Source organism: Streptomyces sp. NPDC001902 (genome assembly GCF_042891295.1).
Taxonomy (GTDB): domain Bacteria; phylum Actinomycetota; class Actinomycetes; order Streptomycetales; family Streptomycetaceae; genus Actinacidiphila.
On the sequence record NZ_JBIATA010000021.1, the window covers coordinates 110725 to 136322 of the forward strand.

Here is a 25598-nt window from a genome sequence, read left to right on the forward strand (position 1 = left end):
AAGCAGTACTGCACGGAGCCACATCCCCTACCCTCAGGCCGCATGAGAAACGATCGGTACGAGATCTCCGCCGACCCCGCCCGCATAGACGCCGCCCTGGTCCACCACTGGCTCTCCACCGACGCCTACTGGGCCCTCGGCCGCCCCCGCGCCGTACAGGACGCCGCGATCGCCGCCTCCCTCAACTTCGGCGCGTACGACAAGGAGTCCGGCACCCAGGTCGCCTGCGCCCGCGTCGTCACCGACCACGCCACCTTCGCCTGGCTCTGCGACGTCTACGTCACCCCCGCCGCCCGCGGCCTCGGCCTCGCCACGGCCCTGGCGACCGCTGCCCGCGACCACCTGGAGGGCCTGGGCGTGCGCCGCGTGCTCCTCGCGACGCACGACGCCCACGGGGTGTACGCGAAGGTGGGGTTCCAGCCGCTGGAGGTGCCGGGGCACTGGATGTCACTGGTGATGTGAGCCAGGCACCGAGGTCGTGGGCGTCAGACCGATTCGGCGATGGTGTTCCACAGGGAGTCGAACCACTGCTGGCACTCGGCCCGTTGCCCGGGCCCCTGGGGGTACAGCCGCGCCCCGAGGCCCAGGACGTCGTAGATCTGGGCGGTCTCGCCGTCCGGGAGGTCCACGGTGTTCGCCTCGACCTTGTAGAAGCCCATGAGCCCCTGATGCCCATTGAGCAGGTAATACTTGGCCACCGGCGTGATGGGGAGAGTCCGGACGTCGACGGCCACGTCGATCCCCCATCTGCCCAGGTCCTCCGGCAGGTTGCGCAGGGCGAACGCGTGGCGCTCGATCAACTCGGACAGCCGGTCGAGCGGCCGGGCGTCCTCCGGCTTCCCCACGATCCGGGGGATCGCCAAGTGCGCTCCGGGGCGGGCGAGCAGGAACCGGACCCGGATCGACGACGGCCGGAGCTCCCCCCTGAGGATCCGGCGCGCCTGCGGCACGATGGCTGCGTTGAGCGACTCGGCGGTCAGGCAGTACGCGTCGATCGTGATGTGCTCCGCCTCGAACGCGTCCGCGATGGCATCGTCCAGTTCGATGCTGCCGGCCTCCGGCGCCTGCCGGTCGCCGTGTGTCTCGCCGACGCCGTTGCGCCAGTCCCGGACGAAGACTCCAACGCCCTGGATCGCCTCCAGGTAGCCCCAGCTCACAAGCTCCTTGAGCGCCCTCTGGAGCGTGGCACGGGAGACAGCGAAGCGGGTCACCAGCTCCGCATGCGTGGGTAGTTGCGAGCCCGCCGCTATGTCGCCGCTCTCGATCTCATGACGCAACGCATCGGCCACACGCTCGTACTCGCGCCTGGACCCACCGGCAGTCGGGTCGTTGCTCACCCTCAGACTGTAGCGCCGCGCTTCAGCCCGATTGGCCCGTTCTGCTCAGCCTCAGGGACCACGGGTCCGATGGATGAAATCGTGTCCAGCCCAGGATCCGAGCCCACCCCACCTGCCGCCACCATGTCATCCGTCTTCCGGGCCAGGTCTCCGTACTCCTCCAGCCAGTGGAGGAGTTCCTTCTCGATCCGCTCGGGAGTGGCAACCGTCCGCAGCCCCACGTCGCGTAGGCCCGTGCCGTCCTCCCCGCGTCGGGCACGGGTGAGCGCCGCAGCGATGGATGTGACAGCGTGCGTCACCACCTCGCGCTGCCCCGGACCGTCCTCGGGGGCCCAACTGGCCGCCATCGCACCGCGCATCACATCCGTATAGACGGATTGGACTCGCTTGTACGCGAGGTAACGGGGAAGATCACGCGCCACCGCGTCCGACGCCCCCGGCAAACTCTTCCCCACAACCTTCCGCCAGCCCCGGACCATCTGCCTTTCCTGCCGCCGGGGGTAGCGCATGAGATGGAGGTGCGTGGCGAGGTCGTAGAGCGGGTCACCGATGCGGGCGAGCTCCCAGTCGATCGTCCACAGTTCCCCGTCGCCGTCGACCACGAGGTTTTCGCGGTGCAGGTCACCGTGCAGGAGGGCGAACGGGCGCCTGGTGAGGTTTCCCAATGCGTCAGGGAGTGTTTCCAAGAGGCCATCGGGGATCGCCAGTGCATCAAAAAGCGAATCGAGTACCGGCCTCCTCTTGTCCAACACCCCGCGAGTGTGGTCGATCAGGTTTCCCAGGAAACTCGTGCTGTCGTTACCGCCGAAAGGGAGATGGCCCGGCTCGTTCCCACAGACGCGATCCGCGCAGATACCCGACGCGTCGACCGACACCAAGGAACCGAAGAATTGAATCAATCTTCTTCTGTAGCGCCGGGGAACCGATTTTCCGGGATCTGTCAGATCTCCGAGAGTCCGGCCTTCGATGAATTCGACGAAAGTCACACCGGCGGGAGCGTCCACCCCCAGCTCGCTCACGTCGACTACCTTGGGAATGCGCGGAACGCGACCGCCCAATTCCAGCACCAACTGCTCCTCCGAAGCGAAGCACCTGTGGTCGTACCAGAAGGCGTGCTCCCGAGGTTCGCGCAGCTTCAGCCACCTGAACTTGTCGCCGAGCGGCGTACCGGGGGTCAGCCGGACGGCATATGCCTCGTGATGGTGCCCTTTGAGTGGGCCCACCACCTCGGTGGCGATTCGCGACGCGAACTCGTAGGTAGGGCTGGTCACCGGATTCCTCGAGGATCAGAAAAAGGGAAGCGTATCCCTCCCTCGACCCGCATGGGGCTGAACCTCAACGCATCTTTATTCATTTTTGAACCCTCCAGCCCCACGGGGCTATGCAAACCGCACGTCGCACGTGGCAAGACACCGCATAAATATTCTGCAAGGGTCCCACCGACGGTGCACCCGGAGCTAGCCCGAACGATGGAACCCATCGAAATCGGCGAACCGGGACCTCCCGCACGAAACGACTGCGCTCAGTGGGTCTCGCCGCTGGCCGAGTGCGTCCGGCATCGGCCGTGGACTTCAGCCCACGCCGCCCGGATCTCGTCCAGACGCTCGACGATCGGCCCGCGGAAGACGCGGCGCAGTTCCTGGTTGTCGTCAACGTGAGGGTTCTCGAAACCGAGGAACCGCACGTCCGCAGTGGTCGCGGCCAACACGTCCGCGGGCGAATCACCGATCATCAAGCAGCGCCCGGCGCGGACCAGTCGAAGGCCCCCGATCGCCCGCTCGATGCATGCGGGGTCGGGCTTCAGCAACAGCGGGTGGCCCTCGGCCATGTTCCGCCGGCCGTACACGTGCGTGCCGAACAGCGGACCCAGGCTACAGTTGACCAGGCAGGTACGGACGGCTTTCTCGGAATTGTTCGTGGTTATGGCGACCGGTATTCCAGCACTCCGGATCGCTTCCACCAGAACATCGGCGCCAGGCGTCATCAACGCATCCTCGGCGCACTCCTCCTCCAGCGACGTGAGTTCGCCTTCGAGGCGAGCGACGTCTGCGAAGTCCGGCCACGTGCGCGCCGCCTCGCGGAGGACGTCCAGGGGGCTGTGCTCCTTTTCGGGACGTACGGCCGGCAGCCTCTCGCGGTCGATGAATTCGTGCAATTGCTCCGCCACCCGCTCCGCCCCCTTCGGTGCGAAAAGGTGGCAGAGTGGGCCATCGAAGTCGAACAGCACGCCCTCGACGTCGGCCAGCAGGGCCCGGAGGTCGCTTTTCATCGGCCACTCGCGATCAGAAGTCACCCAGTGAGTTTGAGTGCCCGCAGGGGACTTGACCAGAGGGCCGTGACGACGACACCACTTCGGCGACTCACGGCAACAAACCCATCACGTCCTGCATCCGCGAAACGACCCACTTGGCATTTGCCTTCGTCATCTCACGTCCCTTGCGTGCACTCTTCGCATAGCCGACAAAATTGACGTCGGCTCGTCGTGAAGCCTCGGCGTCCCGCCAGGAATCCCCCACGAACAGGCAGTGTTCGGGCTTCGCGCCGAGCCGTTTCACCGCTTCTCGCAGCATGAAGGCATCGGGCTTCATGAGCCGGGCATCATCGGGGCGGCCGATGATCGGCCCGTCGAACAACTCCAGCAGGTGCGTCGCGAGGAGGACGTTGCGAATCGCCTCGTATCCGTTGTTGCTGACCACCCCGAGGTGCAGGCCCCGGGCCCGCAGGCCGCGGACAAGGTCCACCGCACCAGGCGTGATCGTCGCGGATCCGGCCGCCACGACCTCCTCCTTCGCCAGGAGGGCGTTCAGTTCGGCGCTCACCTCGTGCGCGTTGCGGCCGGGCCCCGTGGCGATCGCCCACAGCAGCCCGTGCGGATCATCCGTGCCGGCCAGTTCGGGCGGGAGCAGCGACATGTCGCCGAGCCGCTCCTTGAGTCGCGAGGCGGCCACAGAGGCGGGATGCCCGGCGAAGAGGCGGCAGATCGGGCCATCGAAGTCCAGCAGGACGCATTCGATGCCGACGGATGTCAGGCGGGCTTGGCTAGCCTCGTCCACAGAGAGTCGAACCACTCCTGAGAGAGTTCCACACGTTCCCGTGGCTGCGGGTAAAGCTTGGCCCCGACACCCAGGACGTCATGGATTTTGATGGTCGCATCGTCGACGTTGATGACGTTGTCCGTGACGACGTACATGCCGTCGAGGGCCAGGTCTTCATTGATCAGGTAGAGCTTGTGCAGAGGTGTGACCGGAACCAGGCGTACCTCGACCTTCACCTCGGGTACGGCGCCCTGACCGGCCAGGTTCTCCAGGTTTCTCAGGGCTCGAGTGTGGGCCGCGGACAGATCTGTGAGCCGCGCCATGGGGCGCTCGTCGTCGGGGTCCTCGACGTTGCGCGGAACGGCCAGCCGTACGTCGGTGCGCGGCAGCAGCAGGCGCAGGTGGATCGAGGACGGCCGGATTTCGCCGCGGATGATCCGTTTGACCTGCGGCACGATGGCCGCGTTGAGCGACTCGGCGGTCAGGCAGTACGCATCGATCGTGACGTGCTCCGCCTCGAAAGCCTCCGCGATGGCGTCGTCCAGTTCCACGCTGCCGGCTTCCACCGTCGCCGTGGCGGTCCCGTTGGCATGGGCAGCAACGGCGGACTTACGCCAGTCGCGCGCGAAGACCCCCTTGCCCTGGGCCGACTCCACGTAGCCCTTGCCCTCGAGCGCCTTGATCGCCTTCTGGACGGTGGCGCGGGAGACGTCGAAGCGATCCACCAGCTCGGCATGCGTGGGGAGTTGTTCACCCGTGGCGATGTCGCCGCCCTCGATTTCGTGACGCAACGCATCGGCCACGCGCTCGTACTCGCGCCTGGGCCCACCGGCAGTGCGGTCGTTGCTCACGTGACCCACACTACAGCTTCACGCCAGGCAAGTGGAGTTGACTGCATGGAGTTTAGTGATCTGCAGTCAGCGGCAACATGACCGTAGAGGAATGCAGTCAACTGGTCTGGCCGCCAGTCAAGTTGGACCAGTTGACGCCATCGGGGGCCGCAGCCTCTCCGTCCCGACGACGCGCCGGGGATGACCGCGGCTGAGAGTGCAGCGCCACGACGCTTCGCACGCATCAGCAGCACCACGCTTGCGCTCAGCCACATGCCGACCCACGGGTCAAATCTGCTCCCTCCGCGCGCTACGCGCGGAGGGATCGATCCCACGCGCCTCGAAGGAGTGAATCGCTATGCCCGCTATCGCTCTGTGTGCCTTCGCGTTCGAGCAGCTCGTCCAGTGGCGGTACGGCGCGGCCGGCGCCTTCGCCGTCGGACTGTTCACGGTGGGCCACAAGGCCCGGAACACGACGTTCACGTGCGTCGGACTCGCGGTGATCGCGCTGCTCCTGGCCCAGTAGGGCCAGGGCGGCAGCGGGCCCGCGCCTTGCGGTCGGCCACCTGGGAAGGGGGTGGGTCATGCTGTGGAGCCATGTGACGGCGGCACTGCTGGAGCAGTACCTGGCGTGGCAGTACGGGCCGTTGATGGGGCTGGGCGTACTGCTGGTGGGTGCCGGGTTCAAGGCCCGTTCCAGCTATGCGATGTGCGTCGGCGGGGTACTCGTCCTCCTGGTGCTGGTGTCCTACGGACACCACTGACAACGGCTAGAACGTGTCGATCGGCCACGGCCTGCGCGCGGTGCGGAACAGCGCGTCGAGGCGGGCCACGCCGCCCGGGCGGGATTCCGCGGCGCCGCCGGTGATGGTCAGGCGGGCCGCGGACTCGTCGCCGAGGTAGAGGGAGGCGAGGGCGGCGGCGGTGAGGGAGACGTCCGGGGCGGCGGAGGGGGCCGCCTCGGCGGTGGCGGTGCCGTCGGCGGCGGCTTCGAGGCGGAAGCGGCCGGCGGCGTGGCCGTCGGGGTCGGCGACGTCGAGGACGACCGAGCCCGGGGCCGCGTAGGTGCGGGCGGACAGGGCGCGGGGGACGTCCAGCAGGCGCAGCCACAGGAAGTCGCTGGTGGAGTGGACGTGGGCGGCGCGCGGGTCACCGAGCAGCAACGGCAGGACGTCGTCCGGGCCGCGGAAGCCGGTGCGTACGGTGGCGACCCAGTCGATGGCGAGCAGGTAGCGCCACAGGGCGCGTTCGGCCTCGGGGGTGGCGGCGAGCAACTCCCGCACGGTGAGCGGGACCTTCGGGAACATCCCGTGCCAGGTGTCCTCGGCCGTGTACGCGGCCAGGCCGTCGACGCGTCCGGAGGCGTCGCGGTAGAGGACGAAGATCGGTTCCTTCCAGGGGAAGGCGGGGTTGACCACCGTCCCCGTGGCGTACTCCCAGAAGCGCTCGGTGCGGTTGATCGCGCCGGGATGGCGCAGTCGCACCCGGTCGTGCAGCTGGGGGCCGAGCTTGAGGACCTCGGACGGGTCCGCCAGGTCGATGCGGCCGCTGTCGGACGGCGCTCCCTGGGGGCGGCCCGCGCGGGCGGTGTCGACCTCCCATTCGGTGACCCCCGCGGCGGGGCCGAACCCGAAGCGGCCGTAGATCCGGTACTCGGCGGCGACGAGGATCGCGACCGGCTCGCCGCGGCGCACGGAGGCGTCGAGTTCCGCGGCCATCATGCGGGAGGCGAGGCCGCGGCGGCGGTGCGTGGCGGTGACGGAGACGTTGGTGATCGCCGAGGCGGGCAGCACCGCGCCGCCGGGCACGGTGAGTTCACGGGGCATGCTGCGGAAGGTGGCCACGCAGCGGCCCTCGTCGAACGCGCCCTGGGTGCGGTCCAGGTCCGTCTGGGAGCGGCGGAGGGCGATCTCCTCCTCGGTCACCGACGGCGGCCGGTGGAAGCCGGTGTTGACGGCGCGCAGCCAGCCGGGGAAGTCGGACTCGCCGATCGTACGGACCTCAAGGCTCATGCCCCGCACGGTAGGCGGACCCCCGGCCCGGCCGCATCCCGTTTTCGCCGCGTCGCCGTCAGTCCCCCGCCAGCAGGTCCTCGACCCGGGCCTCGCCCTCACGGTAGCGGCGGGCGATCTCGGTGCTGCAGCCGTCGACCGTCCGCTGCAGGGACTGCCGGCAGCGGGAGACCTGCTGCTCGTGCCGGACCAGCCGGCCCATCGCGTCGTGGAGTTCCTGGTCGGTGCGGGCCTCGAGGTCGGAGAGCTGGACCTCGGCGAGCATCTCCTCGGCGAGCTGCCGGTAGCGCTCGCTGTGCGGGGTGCCCAGGGTGACGTGGCGGGCGGAGGTGCGGTGTCGGGACGGGGTGTCGGTGAGGATCTCGGAGAGCCGGTCGAGCACGGGTGCGTCCGGGGCGGTGCGCCGGGCGAGTTCGGCGCGGAGGATGTCGATCCGGCCCTGGAGGAGCCGTCGCAGGTAGGAGAGGTCGGCCTCCTCCAGCTGGGCCTCGCGGCGCGCGGTGCGCAGCCCTTCGAGGGTGAGGTCGGCGAAGTCGGGCTGGGGGGTGCCGGCGGTGAGGGGGGAGCGCGGGCCCGGTGCCTTGAGCATGCGATCGCCTTCCGCCGTGCCGGTCGTGATGCTGTGCTTCATCGCTGTCCGTCCCCTCGTCCCCCACGTCGGGCAGATCTCGATCGTGCCACCGAGTAACTGCGTCGCGCAGGCACCTGCACCCGAACGGCGGCTCCGGACAGTTGTGCGTGAGTCCAAGCGGGCGTACGGCCCGGGTGCCGCGCGCCCCCGCCGACCCGGGACAATGGCGGCATGCGTGCGGTGGCCCAGCGGGTGAGCGAAGCGAGTGTCGTGGTGGACGGCGAGACGGTCGGCGAGATCGTCGGTCCCGGCCTGTGCGTGCTGGTGGGGGTGACGCACGACGACACCGCGGAGAAGGCGGCCCAGCTGGCGCGGAAGCTGTGGGGGCTGCGCATCCTGCCCGGGGAGAAGTCCTGCTCGGACATCGCCGCGCCGCTGCTCGTGATCTCCCAGTTCACCCTCTACGGTGACGCCCGCAAGGGGCGCCGCCCCACCTGGAACGCGGCGGCGCCCGGCCCGGTCGCCGAGCCGCTGGTGGACGAGGTGGTGGCACAACTGCGGGCGCTGGGCGCGCACGTGGAGACGGGCCGCTTCGGAGCGGAGATGAAGGTCTCGCTCACGAACGACGGCCCGTTCACGGTCGTGCTGGAGATGTGAGGCGCGCCCCTCAGGGCTCGACGACCGTCTCCTGGTTCGCCGCCGTCCCGTCCGCGAGCAGCACCGCGTCCACCGGGGTGTTGCGCTTGATCACGGCGAGGGCGATCGGGCCGAGTTCCCAGTGCCGGGCGGAGGAGGTGACGGTGCCGACCGGGCGGCCGTCCGGTCCGTCCGCGGCGAGCCGTACGGGCGCGCCGTGGCCGGGCAGCTTGACCTCGCTGCCGTCGAGGTGGAGGAAGACCAGGCGGCGCGGCGGCCGGCCGAGGTTGTGCACCCGGGCGACGGTCTCCTGGCCGCGGTAGCAGCCCTTGTCCAGGTGGACGGCGGTGTCCAGCCAGCCCAGCTCGTGCGGGATGGTGCGGTGGTCGGTCTCCAGACCGAGCCGCGGCCGGTGCCCTTCGATCCGCAGGGCCTCCAGGGCCAGCACGCCGACGGGGGTGCCGACCTGCCGGGCGAGGGCCTCCAGTTCGCCGCGCGGCACGAACACGTCGCGGCCGTACGGGACCTCGCGCACCGGCCAGTCCCCGGGGACGGCGGCGATGCTGCCCGCCGGCAGGTGCACGACGGCGTATTCGCCGGTCCGGTCCGAGACGTCGACCTGGTAGAAGAACTTCATGCTCTCCAGGTACGCGATCAGCTCGGCCTGCGTGCCGGGCTCGACGTGCATCCAGGTGGCCGTGCCGTCGTCGACGAGGTAGAGGGCGTGCTCGATGTGGCCGTGGGCGGAGAGGACCAGCGCCTCGGTGGCCCGGCCGGGCGGGAGGTCGCTGACGTGCTGGGTGAGCAGCAGGTGGAGCCACGCGAGGCGGTCCTGGCCGGTGACGGCGACGACGCCACGGTGGGAGAGGTCGACGAATCCGTTGCCGTCCGCCAGGGCGCGCTGCTCGCGGAAGAGGTCTCCGTAGTGCGCGGCGACTCCCTCGTCGGGGCCTTCCGCGGGAACGGCGCCGGGGAGCGACAGCAGGGGACTGGTCGTTGTTTGTCGCTGCATGCCCACCAGCCTACGTCCGGTTACTTGAACCCTCAGGCGTTCGGGGCCTCCCCGCGCAGTCCGCGCACCGGCCGAAGATCGCGAAGTGCTTCATGTCGGTCTCGAAGCCGTACGTCTCGCGCAGCCGCGCGGTCAGCGGCTCGGCGACGGACACGTCGGCCTCGATGACCGACTCGCAGTCCCGGCAGACCAGGTGCATGTGGTGGTGCCGGTCGGCGAGGTGGTAGGTGGGGGCGCCGTGCCCGAGGTGGGCGTGGCTGACCAGGCCCAGTTCCTCCAGGAGCTCCAGGGTGCGGTAGACCGTGGAGATGTTGACGCCCGAGGCGGTCCTGCGCACCTCGGTCAGGATGTCGTCCGGCGTCGCGTGCTCCAGCGTGTCGACCGCCTCCAGGACAAGCTGCCGCTGCGGCGTCAGCCGGTAGCCGCGCTGCCTCAGGTCGCTCTTCCAGTCCGTGGTGACCACGAGGACAGTCTAGGCAAGGGAAGGGGGGATCACGGAGTCGTGATCCCCCTCGGGGGTCGCGCGGGGCCCGCGGGGCGGCTCAGCGGAAGAAGGCGATGCCGTCGTCCGGGAGGTCCTTGAGGTCCTTCGCCCACTCGCTGGGGTTGACGACCTTCTTCAGGTGCGCCGACATGTAGGGGCGCAGCGGCACCTCGGGGGTGGCCTTCTCGCCCACCCACATCAGGTCGCTCTTGACGTAGCCGTACAGGCGCTTGCCGCCGCTGTACGGGGGCGCGTCGCCGAGCCGGGCCACGGCGTCGGTGACCAGGTCGATCTGCGGCTTGCCCTCGGCGAGCTCGCCGTACCAGATCTCGATCACGCCGTCGTCGCGGGTCATGGTGATCTCGACCTTGCGGTCCTTGTCGATCCGCCAGAAGCCCGACTCGCTCTCCAGCGGCTTCACCGGCTTGCCCTCGGCGTCCAGCACCCAGGACTTGGAGGTGTACTCCAGGAACGGCCGCCCGTCGTGGCTGAAGATCACTTCCTGCCCGAAGTTGCACTTCTCGGCGCCGGGGAAGTCGAAGACGCCCGCGCCCTCCCAGGTGCCCAGGAGGAAGGCGAGCGGGACCAGCTCGGGATGCAGGTCGGAGGGGATCTCGATCATGTTCAGCGCTGTCCCTGGTAGAGCTTCTTCACGGCCAGAGCGGAGAACGCGATGACGCCAAGGCAGACCAGGACGAGCAGGGTGTCGAAGAAGAACTCAATGGCGCTCACGAGCGTGCTCCTCGGGCAGGCGCGGACGGTCGGCGGCCCGGTGGGCCAGCTACGAGTCTAGTGGTCGGGTGCGGGCGCGGCCGCGTGAGGTCCGCCCCACGCGCCGCGCCCGCCCCCGATGTCCCGGTGCCCTCGTCAGCCGAGCAGCTGCGCCTGCAGCAGCACGGCCTGGTGGAACGGGACGGCCGGCTGGGTCCCGGCCTTGGAGAGCACGACCATGGCCACGACGTCGCCGGACTGGACGTAGCCGTACCGGACGTGCTCGGCGCCGCGCGGCTTGTCCTCGTCGTAGAGGGACAGGTGCAGGTCGGAGTCGTCGAGCGACGTCGAATCCCAGTCCGTGTCGTAGTCGGCCGCCTCGGCCTTGGCGAGGGTGCCGTCGTCGATGAGCGCGTCCTTGACGTCGCTCGAGTACCCCCAGGTCGCGAACTGCAGCAGGTAGACCTCCGCGCGGGTGCCGTCGCCCATGGTCCAGGCGCGGGCGGCGATGTGCCGGAGGGTGTTCTGCTCGAGCTTCCCGGTCAGCTTCTTGCGGTCGTCCTCGCGGAAGACCTCCAGGAAGTCGCGGGTCGGCAGCCACCCCGTGGCGCCCGGGAAGGTCTTGTCGACCTTGGCCCCGGCGGGCGCCGGCAGCAGCAGGGTGCGGATGTCCGCGTAGTGCCGGCGGGGCGGGTTGTGGTCCCCGTCCAGCGGCCGGGGCGCCCCGGCCGGCAGCTTGGGCAGCTTCAGGGCGGGGTAGGTCCACCGGCCGTCGTCCGGGGTCCGCAGACCCGGGATCTCGGTCCGCTCGGGCTGCGTGACGGCGTACGCCGCGGCCCCGCCGAGGGCCGCGAACGCCACGACGGCGGCGGTCCACCGCACGGCGGCGCGCAGCCCCCTGCGCTCCCGCAGCCGCTTCCGCGGGCGGGGTGCGGCAGGCTCCGCGGAGACGGCCTCGGAGACCACCTCGGCGGGCACGGGCTCCACCGGGGCGTCCGCCGCGGAGGTGGCGTCCACCGGCGAGGGCTGCACCGGGGCGTTCACCGTCGACGCGGGCTCCGTCGTGGCTTCGGCGACGACGGGCCCGGCGGCCTCCGCAGGCACGGCCTCCGCCGCGTCGTCCCCGGAGGGAGCCGCCGCGGGGGCGGCGTCCGTGAGGGTCTCCTCCGCCGGGGCGGCGGTCTGCGCGGGGATCGTCACGTCGTCGCTCTGGGTCTGCTCGGTCATGCGGCCTCTCCCGGGTCCTGTACGCGGTCGAGCTGCTGCTTGAACAGATCCGCGGCGTCGTCCTTCTTCAGCGGCGAGGAGCCCGAGACGGACATGCGGATGGTCAGATCGCCCTCGGTCGCCTCGCAGATCATGGCGTCGAGCTTCGCGCCGGGCTTCTTGGGCGGCAGGACGCAGCGCGCCTTGGCGTGGCCCTCGATCTTCGGCCCGTTCCTGAAGACTCCGAGCGCCTTGGTGAACTCGGTGAAGAACTCGGTGCCGGCGCGCGCCGCGCGCTTGTTCTTCATCTGGACGATCTGCGTCTCGAAGACGGCCTCGCCCGACACCTCGCGGTACGTCCGCAGACCCACGCCCTGGATGTGCAGCCCCGCCACGGCCTTGTGCAGACGGTCCCGCTGCTTCTTCGGCAGTCCGGCGAGGTCGCCCTCGAAGACGGCCACGGCCTCCTTGCCGGTGAACTCCGCGTCGTTGCCGTACTCGCCGACGTCCGGGCCCGGCAGGTACGCATCGGGCACGGGCAGCAGCAGCTTGCCGAGCGCGCCGTAGTGGCTGCCGCCGGACTGGCTGCCGTACTCGCCGGTCTTCTTCGGCTCGGGGGCCTTCCAGGTCCGCGGGCTCGCCTGCTTGCCGTCGTCCTTCTGGTGCTGCAGCACGGCGACGCCGATGCCACCGCCCGCGACGACGGCGACCAGCGCGGCCGCGATGCCCAGGGCGAGGCCACGGCGGCCGCGGCGGGGCGCGGGGGCGGCCTCCGGCCCGGTGGTCCCGTCCGCGGGCGGAAGCCCGGCGAGCGGTGCCGGCCGGGCCTCGGGCCCGGCCGACTGGCCCTCCGGCTGGTCCGGCTGCGGCTCGGGCCGGGCCGCCGGGGCCTCGGGGCGGGCCTCGGGGCGGGCCTCGGGCTGCGGCTGCTGCGGCTCCGCCGGGACAGGGGTGTTCTCGTCGCTCACAGCCGCTCCCACTGCCGCTCGGCCAGGGACATGATGGTGGACTTCTTGATCGGCCGGTCCGAGTGCACCCAGATGTCCATCATGACCGTGCCCTTGCGGGCCAGGGCGCGCGCCGTGTACATGGGCAGGTAGCCCGCCTTCGTCCAGGGCTTGGAGTACACCCACGCCCTGCCGTCGAAGGCGCCGGGGATGGCCGTCCCCTTGTTGCCCGCGTACTTCTTCCCGGCCATGTAGCCCTGCTGACCCGCGAGCATCTCGTCGGTGTAGGTGTCCGCCTCGTCGCGGAACTGGATCAGGTGGACCTCGGTGGTGACGGACGTGGCGTAGCCACCGGTCCGCCAGATGGAGACGGCCGCCCTCCGGAAGTCGTTGCTGTTCAGCTCGCTGAACATGCTGTCCGGTTCCTCGTAGGTGTCGGCGTAGTCGTACAGCGAGAGCCAGTGGTCCTCGCCGAACGTGCCGTCGAGGTCCTTGGCGCCCTTCGGCTTCTTCACCAGCAGCTTGCGCAGGTCCCCGTCGTACTTGGGCAGCGTGTCCTCGGCCGCCGCGAGCGGCTTCGCCGCGGGGGCGGCGCCCTTGGGCTGCGGGAGCTTCGGCTGGGCGAGCGGGGGGAGCGGCGTCGCGGGGCGGTCGTACTGGATCTGGTACCCGACGCCGGCGCCCGCGAGGACGCCGAGGACCGCCGCGCAGGCGATCAGCATGGTGGTCCGGCCACGTCTGCGCGGCGGGCGGACGGGGGGCCCGTCCGGAACAGGGGCGTCCTGTTCCGGTACGGGGGTGTCCTGGGACAAAGGGTTCTCCACTGGTGTGTCCGTGGTTGGGTGCGGCCGGCGCGCGGGCCGGCCGGTGACTTCGGTGTGCGGCTCAGCGGCCGGTCTTCAGGCGCCGGTACTGCTGGTCGAGGAGCCGGGCGAGCAGGGCCTTGCCGGGGGTCTTCGCCCCCGTGACCGAGAGGGTGACGTGCACGTCGCCCTGGTGGGACAGGACGATCACCGAGCCGGTGCTCTCGGCGGAGGAGGACGACAGCCGGTAGGCCTTGGCGGGGCTGCCCGACGCGGGGAGCGTGAGCCGCGTGCCCTGGTAGTAGAAGGCGTTGTAGTAGCCGGTGGCGGAGCCGGCGCTCGCGAAGCGGACGAGCTGCGCGGAGACCTCGTACTCGCCGTCCCCGGTGAGGTAGGTCCGCTGGGCCGCCGCCTTGAAGCCGTAGGTGGCCAGGGCCTGCTTCACGTCGGCGGAGTCGGCGACCTCGGAACGGGAGAGCTCGGTGCCCTCCTCGTCGCCGTAGACCTCGGCGTCCGCCGGCGGGACGAGCAGGAAGTAGCGCAGGTCGCCGCGGTGCTTCCCGTCGTCCACGGAGCCCTTGAGGGTGCCGGCGGGCGAGGGCGTCGCCGTCGCTCGGCGGCTCGGGGACGCCGTCGGTGACGGCGTCGCGGGGTCCGCCGTCTCCGGACCCCGGCTGCTCGGCTCGGCCCCGCCCGGCGACGCGGACGCGGACGACGACGAGGAGCCGAACGCCACGACGGCCCCCGCGGTCAATGTCGCGAGCACAACAAGTCCGACGATCGTGGCGATCACGACGCCGGTACGCGAATCGGTACGCGCTTCCACAAGCCCCCCCGGGCAGAAATCCGCGGCCGGCACGCTGATCGCACCTAGGCGGCGAACGCATTATGCCGAGCGCCGGTAAACGCTCCCAGTGTTTTTCCTGTGAGACGGGCCACCCTAGGGTATGACCATGGCGAAGAAGCTCGTGATCAAGGTAACCGCAGGTGCGGACGCTCCCGAACGCTGCTCCCAGGCGTTCACGGTGGCGGCGGTGGCGGTCGCCAGCGGCGTCGAGGTGTCGCTCTGGCTGACCGGCGAGTCCTCGTGGTTCGCGCTGCCGGGACGGGCCGCGGAGTTCGAGCTGCCGCACGCCGCGCCGCTGCCCGAGCTGATCGAGGGGATCCTGGCGGGCGGCCGGATCACGCTGTGCACGCAGTGCGCGGCGCGCCGGGACATCACGGAGAAGGACGTGCTGGACGGCATCCGGATCGCCGGTGCGCAGGTCTTCGTCAGCGAGGCCATGGCCGACGGCACGCAGGCGCTCGTCTACTGAGCCGCCGGGCCGGGCGGAACGCGGCGCGGCGCGCGGGCGCGGCTCCCCCGGGCGTCAGCGCTGGTCGCGGTGGTCGTCGCGGCGGTCCAGCTCGCGCCACCACTCGTCGGACTTGGGGTCGCCGGTCTCGTCCCACCAGTGTTCGTCCGGGCCCCTGCGGTTCGCCACGACGGCGGCGATCGGCGGGATGACCATGGCCACCACGCACATCCCGACGGCCACCGGCACCGACCACAGGCGCACAAGGCTCCACGCCAGGACGAAGAGCAGCACGCAACTGCCCATCATGGCGTAATACCAGCGACGACGCCGCCTCGTGGACACCCTTCCACGGTACGACCCGAAGGGCCGCACTCCCACTCGGTGGCCCGGTGGGATTGCGGCCCTTCTCCGTACGCGCGGTCGCCGGGTCAGACGGCGATGGCGACCTCGGTGAGGTCGCCCTGTCGGGCCACGACGGAACGGTCCACCGTCGCGCCCGGCACGAGGGCGCGCAGCGTCCACGAGCCCGGGGCCGCGAAGAAGCGGAACTGGCCGGTCGCCGAGGTCGGGACCTCGGCCGTGAACTCGCCGCCGCCGTCCAGCAGCCGGACGTAGCCGGTCACCGGCTCGCCGTCGCGGGTCACGGAACCCTGGATGATCGTCTCGGTCGCCACGTCGATGCCGGCCAGGTCCGGGCCGCCGGTCTTCGCTCCACACATGGTGCTGTTCCTCCGGGTCGGGGGTCTGGGGGGCTTACTTGGCGGCGCCGAGCTCGATCGGCACGCCGACGAGGGAGCCGTACTCGGTCCAGGAACCGTCGTAGTTCTTGACGTTGGGCTGGCCGAGCAGCTCGTGCAGCACGAACCAGGTGTGCGCGGAGCGCTCGCCGATGCGGCAGTAGGCGATGGTGTCCTTGGCCAGGTCCACGCCCTCGCCCTCGTACAGCTCCTTCAGCTCGTCGTCCGACTTGAAGGTGCCGTCGTCGTTGGCCGACTTCGACCACGGGATGTTGCGGGCGGTCGGGACGTGGCCCGGGCGCTGCGACTGCTCCTGCGGCAGGTGCGCCGGGGCGAGCAGCTTCCCGGAGAACTCGTCGGGCGAGCGGACGTCGACGAGGTTGAGGCTGCCGATGGCGGCGACCACGTCGTCGCGGAAGGCGCGGATCGAGGCGTCCTGGGCCTGGGCCGTGTACTGCGTGGCCGGGCGGACGGGCACCTCGGAGCCGTCGACCAGGTCGCGGGAGTCCAGCTCCCACTTCTTCCGGCCGCCGTCGAGGAGCTTGACGTCCTGGTGGCCGTAGAGCTTGAAGTACCAGTAGGCGTAGGACGCGAACCAGTTGTTGTTGCCGCCGTAGAGCACGACGGTGTCGTCGTTGGCGATGCCCTTCTCCGACAGCAGCTTCTCGAAGCCGGCCTGGTCGACGAAGTCACGGCGCACCGGGTCCTGGAGGTCGGTCTTCCAGTCGATCCGGACGGCGTTCTTGATGTGGTTCTTGTCGTACGCCGACGTGTCCTCGTCGACCTCGACGATGACCACCTTCGGGTCGTCGATCCGGGCCTGGACCCAGTCGGCGTCCACCAGGACGTCACTGCGGCTCATTGCTGTTCTCCTCCGGGGCAGTTGCGGATGTCTCGGCGCACGGACGGGTGCGCACAGGTGCCGGGCTGCGCTGCACGGGCGCGTCGCGGCTTTTGCGCGGGGAAGGGCGGGGCCGCGTGCGGCGCCGGAAGACGGCGCGGGGGCCCCTACGGGATGCGACAGAGCATGGCGGCGACACGGCACAGGTCGACTGCCCGCCGCTTCGTGAGATCCGCCTGTCGCTTCATGGGCTCGATCGTAGGGAAGGGGACCGGCCGGTGTCACCGGCGGTCCGTATCCCGAGATAAGATTGTCCGTACTGCGAGATGAACATCAGGTGCCGGGCTGCCGCGCGGCCGCCCCGCCCCTGCCTGGTGCCGCCCCGACTGCGGAGCGGACACCCTCGTCTCACTGGGCGAGAACGACCTTCTTGCCCGTCGCCGCGATGCTGATGCCGTCGGCGTTCACGCTCACCGACGTGAGCTCGATGCCCTCCGGCAGGCCCGACAGCTCGCGGGTGAAGTCGATCCGCTCGCGGACCAGCTCCTCCACGACCGGGGGAAGCGAGTCCAGGTCCGGTATCTTGCCCGCGCTCAGCTTGATGCTGTCCTTGCCGGCCAGGCTGATCCCGCTCACCACGCTGCGCTTGACCGAGCCGACCGGGGTGGAGACCTCGACCCCCACCTTGATCTGGCCCTTGCCGTCCGCCGAGGTGCCCCCGTAACCGATGGTCACGCCGCTCGGGGCGGCCTTGGCGAGGTCCTCGTAGCTGACGAGGGCGGTGCCCTCGGCGGTGTCGGCGACCGCGCTGCTGAAGCCGCTGCCCAGGTCCACCCCGTGCAGGTCGGCCTGGAAGCGGGTGACGCGCAGCGTCTGCCCGCCGGTGCCGGCGGCCTGCACGCCGTCCGCCGTCACCGCGACGTCGTCCAGCTTCTTCGCCAGCACCTGCGTGAGGAACGGGAAACCCTTGATGTCGATCCCCGGCGGGGAGGTCAGCCCCAGCGTGGTCTGCGCCCGGTCCGCCGCCTCGGACTCCGCGAAGTGCACGGCGATCCGGTCCGCCGCGACGAACAGGCCGCCGAGGAGCACGACGAGGACGAGCAGGACCTTCAGAGCACGCATGAGACAACCCCCGAGTCGGTGTTCGGACCGACCCTAGTCGGTGTGTCAGCCCGTGTGTCAGCCCAGCAGTGCCCGGGCCATGACGTAGACGCCCGGCGCCGCGGCGGTCAGCGGCAGCGCCACACCCGCCGTGAAGTGGACGAACCGGGACGGGAAGTCGTAGCTGGCCACCCGCAGGCCGATCAGCGCGCACACCCCGGCGGCCAGCGCGACCAGGGCCGCGTCGGAGGTCTCCAGCTGTCCGAGGGCGATGCCGCTGCCGGTGGCGGCGGCGAGCGCCACGACCACGGAGACGACGCCGGGCAGCGGGATCGCCCGGGCGAGCGTCGCGACGGCGACCGCGATCACCGCGGTCACCACGGCGTCGGTGCCCCGCGGGTCCGCCGTGGTCGCCAGGAACCCGGTGGCCAGGATCGTGATGAGCGTCGAGGCGGTGGTCGCGGTCAGCGAGGAGAGCCGCTCCTCGGGACTGCCGCGGTGGCGCAGCTGCAGGACGAGGACGAGCAGCAGCCAGACGCCGAGGGTGCCGACGATCACGGCCGGGGCGTTGTCCGCCCCGTCGATCAGCACCGCGGCCTCGGCGGTGACGCCCGCGAGGAAGGCCAGCACGATGCCCTGCCTCGCCGGCCACATGCCGTTCAGCCGGAACCAGCCGGCCGCGGTGACCGCCTGCAGCACCACGCCCGCGGCGGCGAGCGCGGGGCGGCCCAGCAGCGCCCCGCCGGCCAGCAGCAGCGCCAGGGCGGCCGTGACGAGGGCGGGCTGCATGCCGGGAGCGATGATCGGCGAGCCCGTGCGGGACGCCTGCCGGCGCCGGGCGGCGCGGCCACCGTCCGGGGGCGGCTGCGGGGCGCCCCCGACGGGCGGGAGGACGGCGGTGGCGTCGTGCGCGGGCATCGCGCCCGCGCCGCGGTCGTACCAGTCGTGGTTGTCGGTCACGTGCTCATCCTCCCGCGAACGGCGGGAGCACCTCGACGGTGCCGCCGTCGGCCAGCCGCACCCCGGTGTGGTCCCGGGTGCCGACGGGGTTCCCGTCGACCAGGAACGAACAGTTCGCCAGTACGCGGGCGAACTCGGGGCGCGACGCGTGGCGCTCGCGCGCCGCGTCCAGCGCCTCGGCGAGGGTGCCCTCCCGGTACGGCTCCTCCGCGGCGCCGGCGGCGGCCTTGGCCGCGGCCCAATACCGGATGGTTCCGTGTGCCGCCATAGCGGTCCTTCCGTTCGCCCGTGCGGGTCCTGCCGCCGTCCATGATGGCGCAGCGACGGCGCCGCGAGGTGGCCGGGCCCGAGTGTGCGGGCCCGGAGGTGCGGGCCGCGGGGTCAGCCGGGCGTGCCGGTGGGGCGGACCCGTTCGGCCGCCCACACCGCGACGCGGTGCAGGAGGGCGGGCGCCGCGGCGTTCTCGGCGTGGCCGAATCCGGGCTCGATCCACAGCTCGGCTGCGTCGCCCGCGGCGTCGGCGAGGGAGAGCGGGTGGTCGAGCGGGAAGTAGCCGTCCCGGTCGCCGTGCACGATGAGCAGCGGGGTGGGCGCGATGGACCGCACCGCCTCGACCGGGGGCACGGGCACGGGGTCCCAGTCCTTGTCGTGGATGCGCGTGTGCAGCAGCCCCCGGGAGACCAGGCGTCCGGCGGGGCGGGTGATGGCCCAGTGGACCCGGCGCATCGGCGCCGTACCCCGGTAGTACCAGCGCGCGGGCGCACTCACCGAGACCACGGCGTCAACGTGCGCCCCGTCGTGCGCCGGTTTGCGCCCCGCATGCCGCAGGACGACGGAACCGCCCATGGAGAAGCCCACCGAGGCCACCGCGGGGTGGCCCAGCCGCCGTGCCCAGCGCACCGCGGCGTCCAGGTCCCAGACCTCGCGGTCGCCGACCGTGGAGCGCCCGCCCGAGCGGCCGTGCCCCCGGAAGGAGAAGGTCACCACACCGCCGACGCCGTCCACCCGCGCGAAGATCTCCGCCGCGCGGCGCACGGCCGGCCGCTCCAGGGCGCCGGTGAAGCCGTGCGCGACCACGATCGCGAGCCCTCCGGGCGTCGCTCCGGGCAGGTACGCGGCGTCGATCGGCACCCGGTCCTCGGCCGTCAGCACCGCTCGCAACCCACCGGAAATGATCGACGGGACACACGACCGCGCAACCGCGGACTCACTTACCGACTCCATGTGGGCTATTCTCTTGGGTCAAGAGGATCCGGGCAGCGTCGCCCCCGGGTCCTTTCGTGCTTTCCGGGCGACCGGAGCGCACACGTCGGCGGACGCACACGTCCTCGCAGGGACCGAGGAGGGTCGCAATGGGCAAGCGGAACACGCATGACCGGACGATGAACGACAGGAGCGGCCGGTGAGCTCTCTCCTCCTCCTGACCAACGCACTCCAGCCGTCCACCGAGGTGCTCCCCGCGCTCGGACTGCTGCTGCACAACGTACGGGTGGCCCCGGCCGAGGGCCCCGCGCTGGTGGACACCCCCGGCGCCGACGTGATCCTCATCGACGGCCGCCGCGACCTGCCGCAGGTCCGCTCGCTGTGCCAGCTGCTGCGCTCCACCGGACCCGGCTGCCCGCTGGTCCTGGTGGTCACCGAGGGCGGCCTGGCGGCCGTCACCGCGGACTGGGGCATCGACGACGTCCTGCTGGACACCGCGGGGCCCGCCGAGGTCGAGGCGCGGCTGCGGCTGGCGATGGGCCGGCAGCAGATCAGCGTCGACGACAGCCCGATGGAGATCCGCAACGGGGACCTGTCGGTCGACGAGGCCACGTACAGCGCGAAGCTCAAGGGCCGGGTCCTGGACCTGACCTTCAAGGAGTTCGAGCTGCTCAAGTACCTCGCGCAGCACCCGGGCCGGGTCTTCACCCGCGCCCAGCTCCTGCAGGAGGTCTGGGGCTACGACTACTTCGGCGGCACGCGCACCGTGGACGTGCACGTACGGCGGCTGCGCGCCAAGCTCGGTCCCGAGCACGAGTCCCTGATCGGCACCGTCCGCAACGTCGGCTACCGCTTCGTCACCCCGGAGAAGGGCGAGCGGACGGCGGAGGAGCCGGCACCGTCGCCGGCCGAGGAGGCACCCGGGCAGGGGACGGCCGTCACCGCCTCCCGGAACGGCTGATCACGCGGTGGTCACGCCTGTGGACAGACGGTGGGACGCGCGGGTGTACCCGCGTAGACTCGGCCCGTGGCAAAGGTGACGCGTGACGATGTGGCAAGGCTTGCGGGAACCTCGACCGCAGTCGTCAGCTACGTCATCAACAACGGACCCCGGCCGGTCGCACCGGCCACCCGCGAGCGTGTCCTCGCGGCGATCAAACAACTGGGCTACCGCCCCGACCGGGTGGCCCAGGCGATGGCGAGCCGTCGCACGGACCTCATAGGCCTGATCGTGCCGGACGCCCGGCAGCCGTTCTTCGCGGAGATGGCGCACGCCGTCGAGAGGGCGGCCGCCGAGCGCGGCAAGATGGTGCTGGTCGGCAACTCGGACTACCTCGACGAGCGCGAGGTGCACTACCTGCGTGCCTTCCTCGGCATGCGGGTCTCCGGGCTGATCCTCATCAGCCAGGGCCTCAGCGAGCACGCGGCGACGGAGATCGACGCCTGGGACGCGCGGGTCGTGCTGATGCACCGGCGGCCCGAGGCGATCGACGACGTCGCGGTCGTGACGGACGACGTCGGCGGCGCCCAGCTCGCCACCCGGCACCTGCTGGAGCACGGTCACGAGTTCGTGGCCTGCCTCGGCGGCACCGAGGCCACCCCGAAGTCCGGCGACCCCGTCACCGACCACGTCGAGGGCTGGCGCCGCGCGATGCAGGAGGCCGGGCGCTCCGTCGAGGGCCGCCTGTACTCCACCCCGTACAACCGCTACGACGCCTACAAGGTCGGCCTGGAGCTGCTCTCCCGGCCGGGCCGGCCGACGGCGATCGTGTGCGCCACCGACGACCAGGCCATCGGCGTGCTGCGGGCGGCCCGCGAACTGCGGATCGACGTGCCGGGCGAGCTGGCCGTGGCCGGCTTCGACGACGTCAAGGAGGCGGCGCTCACCGACCCGCCGCTGACGACGGTGGCCTCGGACCGCGAGGCGATGGCCCGTGCGGCGGTGGACCTGGTGCTGGACGACGGGCTGCGGGTCTCCGGCTCGCGGCGGGAGCGGCTGCGGCAGTTCCCGTCCCGGCTGGTCGTGCGGCGCAGCTGCGGCTGCCACTGACCGTTCCGCCGGTCGCGGCGGGCCCCCGCCCGCCGCGACCGGCGACCTGTCTACGGGCCGTGTAAGCGTAGGCCCTGACCTGGCGCTTCGTTCTTTATATCGGGCATACGGAACTCTGCCCCGGTTCTCAGGTCACGCTCAGGAAGCTCTCATGTTCGGCGAGCACAGTCATAGGCATGAACGAGAGCACCCGTCACGACGACGCCTACGACCCGCGGCAGCCGCAGCAGTCCCCCGGCGCCGGCGGGTACCCGTCCCGGCCGCCGTACGAGCCGCACGTCCCGTACGGTCACCCGGCGCCCTACGCCTCGCAGCCCCAGCCCCAGCCCCAGCCCCAGCCGCAGCCCACGCCGATGCCGGCGCCCGCGACCGGGATCCCCAGGCAACGCAGGCGACGGCCCGTGGCCCTGGTCGCCTCCGTGGCGCTGGTGTCCGCGCTGATCGGCGGCGGGACGGCCGCCCTGGTGGGGCGGGCGACCACCTCGCCGTCCGTGGCGGGCACCACGACCAAGGTGATCGGCACCAGCAGTTCGGGCAGCACCGGCGTCGCGGCCGTGGCCGCCGCCGTCAGCCCGAGCATCGTGGAGATCAGCGCGACGTCCGGCGCCGGGCAGTCGACCGGCTCGGGCGTGGTCGTCACCGGTGACGGTGAGATCGTCACCAACAACCACGTCGTCTCCGGAGCGGACTCGGTCAAGGTCACCTTCAGCTCCGGCAAGACGGTCACCGCGGCCGTCGTCGGCACCGACGGCGGCAAGGACCTCGCGCTGGTGAAGGCCGAGGGCGTGAGCGGCCTGCCGGTCGCGTCGCTGGGCGACTCCAGCCGGGTCTCGGTCGGCGACCAGGTCGTCGCCATCGGCTCGCCCGAGGGCCTGACGGGCACGGTCACCAGCGGCATCGTCTCCGCGCTCGACCGCGACGTGACCATCTCCACCGGCCAGGGCCAGGGACAGCGACCCGGCGGCGGCACCGGCCGGTGGCCGTTCGAGTTCGGCGGCGGCCAGTACAACGGCGACGTCGGCCCGTCCACGACCACGTACAAGGCGATCCAGACCGACGCCTCGCTCAACCCCGGGAACTCCGGTGGCGCCCTGATCAACATGAACGGCGAGATCATCGGCATCAACTCGGCCATGTACTCCGCCGCTTCCTCCTCCTCCGGCCAGGCCGGCAGCGTCGGCCTCGGCTTCGCCATCCCCGTGAACACCCTCAAGGCAGACCTCGACACCCTGCGCAACGGCGGCGGCGACAGCTGACCGCACCGCACCGAAGGGACGTGGGCACCATGAACGTCTTCCTGAGCACCTCCCTCCACCCCGCCGGAGTCCCGTCCGGCCCCTCCGACCGCGCGCTGATCCCCTACCGGGAGCCGGCCGCCCGCGAGCCGGAGATCGCGACCACCCGCCGGTACGCGCGCCGCTACGCCCGCCGGGCGATTGCGGCCCACCGCCTCGCCGCCGTGCGAGGCTAAGAACCGGAGCACCCCACCGCACCCCCGGCGGCACCCACCGCCCCCGACCCCCATCCCGCGAGGTGGAAGACCATTGAGCCCCGGCGAGAACGGCGAGGCCCCCGCCCGCATCCTGATCGTGGACGACGAGCCCGCGGTCCGCGAAGCACTCCGGCGCAGCCTCGCCTTCGAGGGATACGAGACCGAGCTGGCGGAGGACGGCCTGGCCGCCCTGGACCAGGTCGCCTCCTACCGGCCCGACGCGATCGTCCTCGACGTCCTCATGCCGCGCATGGACGGCCTCACCACCGCCCGCAGGCTCCGGTCCGGCGGCACCACCACACCGATCCTCATGCTCACCGCCCGCGACACGGTGGGCGACCGGGTCACCGGTCTCGACGCGGGCGCCGACGACTACCTCGTCAAGCCCTTCGAGCTGGACGAACTGCTGGCCCGGCTGCGGGCGCTGCTGCGGCGCAGCGCGTACGCGACGGTGCCGGGCGGCGACCACGGCGAGGAGGGCGTGCTGTCCTTCGGGGACCTGCGGATGGACACCTCGACCCGCGAGGTCACCCGGGCCGGCGTGCCGGTCGAGCTGACCCGCACCGAGTACACCCTGCTGGAGATGTTCCTCGCGCACCCGCGCCAGGTGCTCACCCGGGAGCAGATCCTCAAGGCGGTCTGGGGCTTCGACTTCGAGCCGAGCTCCAACTCCCTGGACGTGTACGTCATGTACCTGCGGCGCAAGACCGAGTCCGGCAGCCTGCCCCGCCTGGTCCACACCGTGCGGGGCGTCGGCTACGTGCTGCGCTCCGCGGAGGGCAAGGGCTGATGCCGCGCATCCCGCGCTTCCGCTCCCTGCCGCTGCGGTCCCGGCTGGCGATCCTCACCGCGGCCGCCGTGGCGGCCGCCGTGGCCGCGTGCGCGCTGGCCTGCTGGTTCATCGTGCAGAAGCAGCTGATGGACCAGCTGGACGAGTCGCTGCGCGCGCCGGGCAACGCGGCCCCCGCCGCCCGGAGCGTGCTCGTGGACTACGGATGCCTGAGCAAGCCCCAGAACGACACGTCCGACGGGGCGCTCGCCTTCAACCCCAACCACTCGTCCGTGCTGCTCGTCACCGAGGACGGCACGGGGTGCTGGGTGCTCGGCGACGAGATGCTCCCGGTGAGCGAGGCCGACCTGGCCGTGGTCCGGGGTGACGCGTCGGAGTCGCTGCAGACCGTGACCACGAAGGACGGCACGGAGATGCGGGTGCTGACGCGGCCCGCCCAGATCGAGTACTCCCGCCATCAGACCGAGCGGGCCGCGATCTCCGTCGGCCGCCCGCTCAGCGAGGTGACCGGGCCGCTGAACACCCTGGCCGTGATCCTGCTGGCCGTCAGCGGGATAGGGGTGGTCGGCGCCAGCGTCGCCGGACTCGGGGTGGCCCGCGCGGGGCTGAAGCCGGTGGACCGGCTCACCGACACCGTGGAGCACGTCGCCCGTACCGAGGACCTGAGCGTCCGCATCCCCGTCGAGGGCCGCGACGAGATCGCCCGGCTCTCGGCCTCCTTCAACTCCATGACGGCCGCGCTGTCCTCCTCCCGCGAGCTGCAGCAGCAGCTGATCGCGGACGCCGGTCATGAACTGCGCACCCCGCTCACCTCCCTGCGCACCAACATCGAACTGCTGGAACGCAGCGAGCTGACCGGCCGGGAACTGCCCCCGGAGGACCGCCGGGAGCTGATGCTGTCGGTGAAGGCCCAGATAAGCGAACTGGCCACGCTCATCGGCGATCTGCAGGAGCTGTCCCGTCCGGACGCGGCACCCGGCGGGTCGCCCTCGCAGACCGTGGCGTTCCACGAGGTCGTGGAGGCGGCGCTGGAGCGGGCGCGGCGCCGTACCGGCCCCGACCTGAAGATCACCACCGAGCTGGCCCCCTGGTACCTGCGGGCCGAACCGTCCGCCCTGGAACGGGCGGTGATCAACCTCCTGGACAACGCCGTGAAGTTCAGCCCGCCGGCCGGCACGATCGAGGTCGACCTGCACGGCGGCGAGCTCACGGTCAGGGACCACGGCCCGGGCATCCCACCGGAGGACCTGCCGCACGTGTTCGAGCGCTTCTGGCGTTCGGCCTCCGCCCGCAGCCTGCCCGGCTCGGGCCTCGGCCTGTCGATCGTGGCCCGTACGGTGCAGCAGCTCGGCGGCACCATCGCCCTGCACCCCGCGCAGGGCGGCGGCACCGTGGCGGTCGTACGACTGCCCGGGGCGCAGACCCCGCCGCCCCGGACGCCCGGGACACCGGAGACGCCCGGGACACCGGAGACGCCCGGGACACCGGAGACGCCCGGGACACCGGAGATGCCCGGGACACCCGAGACCGTCTGAGGCCGTC

At 71.5% G+C, this 25598-nt stretch carries 33 protein-coding genes; 11 read left to right on the forward strand and 22 right to left on the reverse strand.

Annotation, left to right across the window (positions count from 1 at the left end):
* Positions 1-42 precede the first annotated feature (42 nt).
* Positions 43-462 (forward strand): GNAT family N-acetyltransferase, encoded by a 420-nt coding sequence (locus ACFYYN_RS29540; RefSeq protein WP_500548172.1) that lies wholly within the window; start codon positions 43-45, stop codon positions 460-462.
* A 23-nt stretch (positions 463-485) separates the two neighbouring features.
* Here ACFYYN_RS29540 and ACFYYN_RS29545 read toward each other — a convergent pair whose 3' ends face one another.
* From ACFYYN_RS29545 to ACFYYN_RS29565, 5 genes are all read right to left on the reverse strand, one after another.
* Entirely contained in the window at positions 486-1337 is an 852-nt protein-coding gene (locus ACFYYN_RS29545; protein WP_500548173.1) for a GntR family transcriptional regulator, read from the reverse strand.
* 2 nt (positions 1338-1339) lie between these two features.
* Positions 1340-2608, reverse strand: coding sequence for a phosphotransferase (locus ACFYYN_RS29550; RefSeq protein ID WP_500548174.1), 1269 nt, complete (start codon positions 2606-2608; stop codon positions 1340-1342).
* A 251-nt stretch (positions 2609-2859) separates the two neighbouring features.
* Positions 2860-3630, reverse strand: a complete 771-nt coding sequence (locus tag ACFYYN_RS29555; RefSeq protein WP_500548175.1) for an HAD family hydrolase — start codon at positions 3628-3630, stop codon at positions 2860-2862.
* A gap of 67 nt (positions 3631-3697) precedes the next feature.
* Positions 3698-4390 carry an HAD family hydrolase gene (locus ACFYYN_RS29560; protein WP_500548176.1) on the reverse strand — a complete coding sequence of 231 codons (693 nt, stop codon included), beginning with the start codon at positions 4388-4390 and terminating at the stop codon, positions 3698-3700.
* Entirely contained in the window at positions 4363-5223 is an 861-nt protein-coding gene (locus ACFYYN_RS29565) for a winged helix-turn-helix domain-containing protein (protein WP_500548177.1), read from the reverse strand. Before ACFYYN_RS29565 ends, ACFYYN_RS29560 begins: the two co-directional genes overlap by 28 nt.
* A gap of 337 nt (positions 5224-5560) precedes the next feature.
* On the opposite strand from ACFYYN_RS29565, the gene ACFYYN_RS29570 reads away from it, so the two are divergent.
* Both ACFYYN_RS29570 and ACFYYN_RS29575 read left to right on the forward strand, forming a co-directional pair.
* Positions 5561-5728: a hypothetical protein gene (locus ACFYYN_RS29570; protein ID WP_392614338.1), complete on the forward strand. Its 168-nt coding sequence runs from the start codon at positions 5561-5563 to the stop codon at positions 5726-5728.
* 58 nt (positions 5729-5786) lie between these two features.
* A complete protein-coding gene (locus ACFYYN_RS29575; protein ID WP_500335069.1) occupies positions 5787-5966 on the forward strand; it encodes a hypothetical protein in 180 nt (59 codons plus the stop codon).
* Between the two features lie 6 nt (positions 5967-5972).
* On the opposite strand, the gene ACFYYN_RS29580 is transcribed toward ACFYYN_RS29575, so the two are convergent.
* Together ACFYYN_RS29580 and ACFYYN_RS29585 are read right to left on the reverse strand one after the other, a co-directional pair.
* Positions 5973-7214 (reverse strand): GNAT family N-acetyltransferase, encoded by a 1242-nt coding sequence (locus ACFYYN_RS29580; protein WP_500548178.1) that lies wholly within the window; start codon positions 7212-7214, stop codon positions 5973-5975.
* Between the two features lie 58 nt (positions 7215-7272).
* Entirely contained in the window at positions 7273-7845 is a 573-nt protein-coding gene (locus tag ACFYYN_RS29585) for an RsiG family protein (RefSeq protein WP_500330772.1), read from the reverse strand.
* A 171-nt stretch (positions 7846-8016) separates the two neighbouring features.
* On the opposite strand from ACFYYN_RS29585, the gene dtd reads away from it, so the two are divergent.
* Positions 8017-8442 carry a D-aminoacyl-tRNA deacylase gene (gene dtd, locus ACFYYN_RS29590; RefSeq protein ID WP_500367595.1) on the forward strand — a complete coding sequence of 142 codons (426 nt, stop codon included), beginning with the start codon at positions 8017-8019 and terminating at the stop codon, positions 8440-8442.
* Between the two features lie 10 nt (positions 8443-8452).
* Here the strand turns inward: dtd and ygfZ are convergent, their stop codons facing one another.
* From ygfZ to ACFYYN_RS29625, 7 genes are all read right to left on the reverse strand, one after another.
* Positions 8453-9433, reverse strand: coding sequence for a CAF17-like 4Fe-4S cluster assembly/insertion protein YgfZ (ygfZ, locus tag ACFYYN_RS29595; protein WP_500548179.1), 981 nt, complete (start codon positions 9431-9433; stop codon positions 8453-8455).
* A 10-nt stretch (positions 9434-9443) separates the two neighbouring features.
* The gene (locus tag ACFYYN_RS29600) at positions 9444-9896 is read right to left on the reverse strand and encodes a Fur family transcriptional regulator (protein WP_500330766.1); all 453 of its coding nucleotides are present in this window, start codon (positions 9894-9896) and stop codon (positions 9444-9446) included.
* 79 nt (positions 9897-9975) lie between these two features.
* Positions 9976-10539: a heme-binding beta-barrel domain-containing protein gene (locus ACFYYN_RS29605; RefSeq protein ID WP_500367599.1), complete on the reverse strand. Its 564-nt coding sequence runs from the start codon at positions 10537-10539 to the stop codon at positions 9976-9978.
* 245 nt (positions 10540-10784) lie between these two features.
* Positions 10785-11855: a hypothetical protein gene (locus tag ACFYYN_RS29610; RefSeq protein WP_500548180.1), complete on the reverse strand. Its 1071-nt coding sequence runs from the start codon at positions 11853-11855 to the stop codon at positions 10785-10787.
* Positions 11852-12802 carry a hypothetical protein gene (locus ACFYYN_RS29615; protein WP_500548181.1) on the reverse strand — a complete coding sequence of 317 codons (951 nt, stop codon included), beginning with the start codon at positions 12800-12802 and terminating at the stop codon, positions 11852-11854. Before ACFYYN_RS29615 ends, ACFYYN_RS29610 begins: the two co-directional genes overlap by 4 nt.
* The gene (locus ACFYYN_RS29620) at positions 12799-13503 is read right to left on the reverse strand and encodes a hypothetical protein (RefSeq protein WP_500548182.1); all 705 of its coding nucleotides are present in this window, start codon (positions 13501-13503) and stop codon (positions 12799-12801) included. Before ACFYYN_RS29620 ends, ACFYYN_RS29615 begins: the two co-directional genes overlap by 4 nt.
* 163 nt (positions 13504-13666) lie before the next feature.
* Positions 13667-14377, reverse strand: a complete 711-nt coding sequence (locus tag ACFYYN_RS29625) for a hypothetical protein (RefSeq protein WP_500548183.1) — start codon at positions 14375-14377, stop codon at positions 13667-13669.
* Positions 14378-14537: 160 nt separating this feature from the next.
* Here ACFYYN_RS29625 and ACFYYN_RS29630 point away from each other — a divergent pair, with 160 nt between their 5' ends.
* Entirely contained in the window at positions 14538-14900 is a 363-nt protein-coding gene (locus ACFYYN_RS29630; protein ID WP_500367610.1) for a DsrE family protein, read from the forward strand.
* A 54-nt stretch (positions 14901-14954) separates the two neighbouring features.
* On the opposite strand, the gene ACFYYN_RS29635 is transcribed toward ACFYYN_RS29630, so the two are convergent.
* The 8 genes from ACFYYN_RS29635 to ACFYYN_RS29670 form a co-directional block, all read right to left on the reverse strand.
* Complete coding sequence (locus ACFYYN_RS29635) at positions 14955-15188, reverse strand: hypothetical protein (RefSeq protein WP_499516897.1); 234 nt, start codon at positions 15186-15188, stop codon at positions 14955-14957.
* Positions 15189-15310: 122 nt separating this feature from the next.
* Positions 15311-15601 (reverse strand): DUF1416 domain-containing protein, encoded by a 291-nt coding sequence (locus tag ACFYYN_RS29640; RefSeq protein WP_500330753.1) that lies wholly within the window; start codon positions 15599-15601, stop codon positions 15311-15313.
* 34 nt (positions 15602-15635) lie between these two features.
* On the reverse strand, positions 15636-16481 hold the full coding sequence (locus tag ACFYYN_RS29645) for a sulfurtransferase (RefSeq protein WP_500548184.1): 846 nt from the start codon (positions 16479-16481) through the stop codon (positions 15636-15638).
* 146 nt (positions 16482-16627) lie between these two features.
* The gene (locus tag ACFYYN_RS29650; protein ID WP_360910367.1) at positions 16628-16708 is read right to left on the reverse strand and encodes a putative leader peptide; all 81 of its coding nucleotides are present in this window, start codon (positions 16706-16708) and stop codon (positions 16628-16630) included.
* A 160-nt stretch (positions 16709-16868) separates the two neighbouring features.
* Positions 16869-17582: an LmeA family phospholipid-binding protein gene (locus ACFYYN_RS29655; protein WP_500548185.1), complete on the reverse strand. Its 714-nt coding sequence runs from the start codon at positions 17580-17582 to the stop codon at positions 16869-16871.
* Between the two features lie 57 nt (positions 17583-17639).
* Positions 17640-18521, reverse strand: a complete 882-nt coding sequence (locus ACFYYN_RS29660) for a hypothetical protein (RefSeq protein WP_500548186.1) — start codon at positions 18519-18521, stop codon at positions 17640-17642.
* Between the two features lie 4 nt (positions 18522-18525).
* The gene (locus ACFYYN_RS29665; RefSeq protein ID WP_500330746.1) at positions 18526-18789 is read right to left on the reverse strand and encodes a MoaD/ThiS family protein; all 264 of its coding nucleotides are present in this window, start codon (positions 18787-18789) and stop codon (positions 18526-18528) included.
* Positions 18790-18902: 113 nt separating this feature from the next.
* Positions 18903-19745 (reverse strand): alpha/beta hydrolase, encoded by an 843-nt coding sequence (locus tag ACFYYN_RS29670; protein ID WP_500330744.1) that lies wholly within the window; start codon positions 19743-19745, stop codon positions 18903-18905.
* Positions 19746-19923: 178 nt separating this feature from the next.
* Between ACFYYN_RS29670 and ACFYYN_RS29675 the strand changes: the two genes are divergently transcribed.
* From ACFYYN_RS29675 to ACFYYN_RS29700, 6 genes are all read left to right on the forward strand, one after another.
* The gene (locus ACFYYN_RS29675; RefSeq protein ID WP_500330742.1) at positions 19924-20685 is read left to right on the forward strand and encodes a response regulator transcription factor; all 762 of its coding nucleotides are present in this window, start codon (positions 19924-19926) and stop codon (positions 20683-20685) included.
* A 66-nt stretch (positions 20686-20751) separates the two neighbouring features.
* Positions 20752-21774 carry a LacI family DNA-binding transcriptional regulator gene (locus ACFYYN_RS29680; RefSeq protein WP_500330740.1) on the forward strand — a complete coding sequence of 341 codons (1023 nt, stop codon included), beginning with the start codon at positions 20752-20754 and terminating at the stop codon, positions 21772-21774.
* Between the two features lie 176 nt (positions 21775-21950).
* Positions 21951-23030 (forward strand): S1C family serine protease, encoded by a 1080-nt coding sequence (locus ACFYYN_RS29685; protein ID WP_500548187.1) that lies wholly within the window; start codon positions 21951-21953, stop codon positions 23028-23030.
* 29 nt (positions 23031-23059) lie between these two features.
* Positions 23060-23245, forward strand: a complete 186-nt coding sequence (locus ACFYYN_RS29690; protein ID WP_499513119.1) for a hypothetical protein — start codon at positions 23060-23062, stop codon at positions 23243-23245.
* Between the two features lie 73 nt (positions 23246-23318).
* Entirely contained in the window at positions 23319-24056 is a 738-nt protein-coding gene (locus ACFYYN_RS29695) for a response regulator transcription factor (protein WP_500548188.1), read from the forward strand.
* Complete coding sequence (locus tag ACFYYN_RS29700) at positions 24056-25591, forward strand: HAMP domain-containing sensor histidine kinase (RefSeq protein WP_500548189.1); 1536 nt, start codon at positions 24056-24058, stop codon at positions 25589-25591. Before ACFYYN_RS29695 ends, ACFYYN_RS29700 begins: the two co-directional genes overlap by 1 nt.
* Positions 25592-25598: the final 7 nt, after the last annotated feature.

Excerpts from the sequence above, each read along its gene's own strand:
- ACFYYN_RS29580 (WP_500548178.1), bottom strand. The coding sequence starts at position 7,214 with ATGAGCCTTGAGGTCCGTACGATCGGCGAGTCCGACTTCCCCGGCTGG.
- ACFYYN_RS29670 (WP_500330744.1), bottom strand. The coding sequence starts at position 19,745 with ATGGAGTCGGTAAGTGAGTCCGCGGTTGCGCGGTCGTGTGTCCCGTCG.
- ACFYYN_RS29605 (WP_500367599.1), bottom strand. The coding sequence starts at position 10,539 with ATGATCGAGATCCCCTCCGACCTGCATCCCGAGCTGGTCCCGCTCGCC.
- ACFYYN_RS29700 (WP_500548189.1), top strand. The coding sequence starts at position 24,056 with ATGCCGCGCATCCCGCGCTTCCGCTCCCTGCCGCTGCGGTCCCGGCTG.
- ACFYYN_RS29645 (WP_500548184.1), bottom strand. The coding sequence starts at position 16,481 with ATGAGCCGCAGTGACGTCCTGGTGGACGCCGACTGGGTCCAGGCCCGG.
- ACFYYN_RS29630 (WP_500367610.1), top strand. The coding sequence starts at position 14,538 with ATGGCGAAGAAGCTCGTGATCAAGGTAACCGCAGGTGCGGACGCTCCC.
- ACFYYN_RS29640 (WP_500330753.1), bottom strand. The coding sequence starts at position 15,601 with ATGTGTGGAGCGAAGACCGGCGGCCCGGACCTGGCCGGCATCGACGTG.
- ACFYYN_RS29610 (WP_500548180.1), bottom strand. The coding sequence starts at position 11,855 with ATGACCGAGCAGACCCAGAGCGACGACGTGACGATCCCCGCGCAGACC.
- ACFYYN_RS29540 (WP_500548172.1), top strand. The coding sequence starts at position 43 with ATGAGAAACGATCGGTACGAGATCTCCGCCGACCCCGCCCGCATAGAC.
- ACFYYN_RS29690 (WP_499513119.1), top strand. The coding sequence starts at position 23,060 with ATGAACGTCTTCCTGAGCACCTCCCTCCACCCCGCCGGAGTCCCGTCC.
- ACFYYN_RS29575 (WP_500335069.1), top strand. The coding sequence starts at position 5,787 with ATGCTGTGGAGCCATGTGACGGCGGCACTGCTGGAGCAGTACCTGGCG.
- ACFYYN_RS29650 (WP_360910367.1), bottom strand. The coding sequence starts at position 16,708 with ATGAAGCGACAGGCGGATCTCACGAAGCGGCGGGCAGTCGACCTGTGC.
- ACFYYN_RS29585 (WP_500330772.1), bottom strand. The coding sequence starts at position 7,845 with ATGAAGCACAGCATCACGACCGGCACGGCGGAAGGCGATCGCATGCTC.
- ACFYYN_RS29665 (WP_500330746.1), bottom strand. The coding sequence starts at position 18,789 with ATGGCGGCACACGGAACCATCCGGTATTGGGCCGCGGCCAAGGCCGCC.
- ygfZ (WP_500548179.1), bottom strand. The coding sequence starts at position 9,433 with ATGCAGCGACAAACAACGACCAGTCCCCTGCTGTCGCTCCCCGGCGCC.
- ACFYYN_RS29570 (WP_392614338.1), top strand. The coding sequence starts at position 5,561 with ATGCCCGCTATCGCTCTGTGTGCCTTCGCGTTCGAGCAGCTCGTCCAG.
- ACFYYN_RS29685 (WP_500548187.1), top strand. The coding sequence starts at position 21,951 with ATGAACGAGAGCACCCGTCACGACGACGCCTACGACCCGCGGCAGCCG.
- dtd (WP_500367595.1), top strand. The coding sequence starts at position 8,017 with ATGCGTGCGGTGGCCCAGCGGGTGAGCGAAGCGAGTGTCGTGGTGGAC.
- ACFYYN_RS29620 (WP_500548182.1), bottom strand. The coding sequence starts at position 13,503 with ATGCTGATCGCCTGCGCGGCGGTCCTCGGCGTCCTCGCGGGCGCCGGC.
- ACFYYN_RS29655 (WP_500548185.1), bottom strand. The coding sequence starts at position 17,582 with ATGCGTGCTCTGAAGGTCCTGCTCGTCCTCGTCGTGCTCCTCGGCGGC.
- ACFYYN_RS29635 (WP_499516897.1), bottom strand. The coding sequence starts at position 15,188 with ATGATGGGCAGTTGCGTGCTGCTCTTCGTCCTGGCGTGGAGCCTTGTG.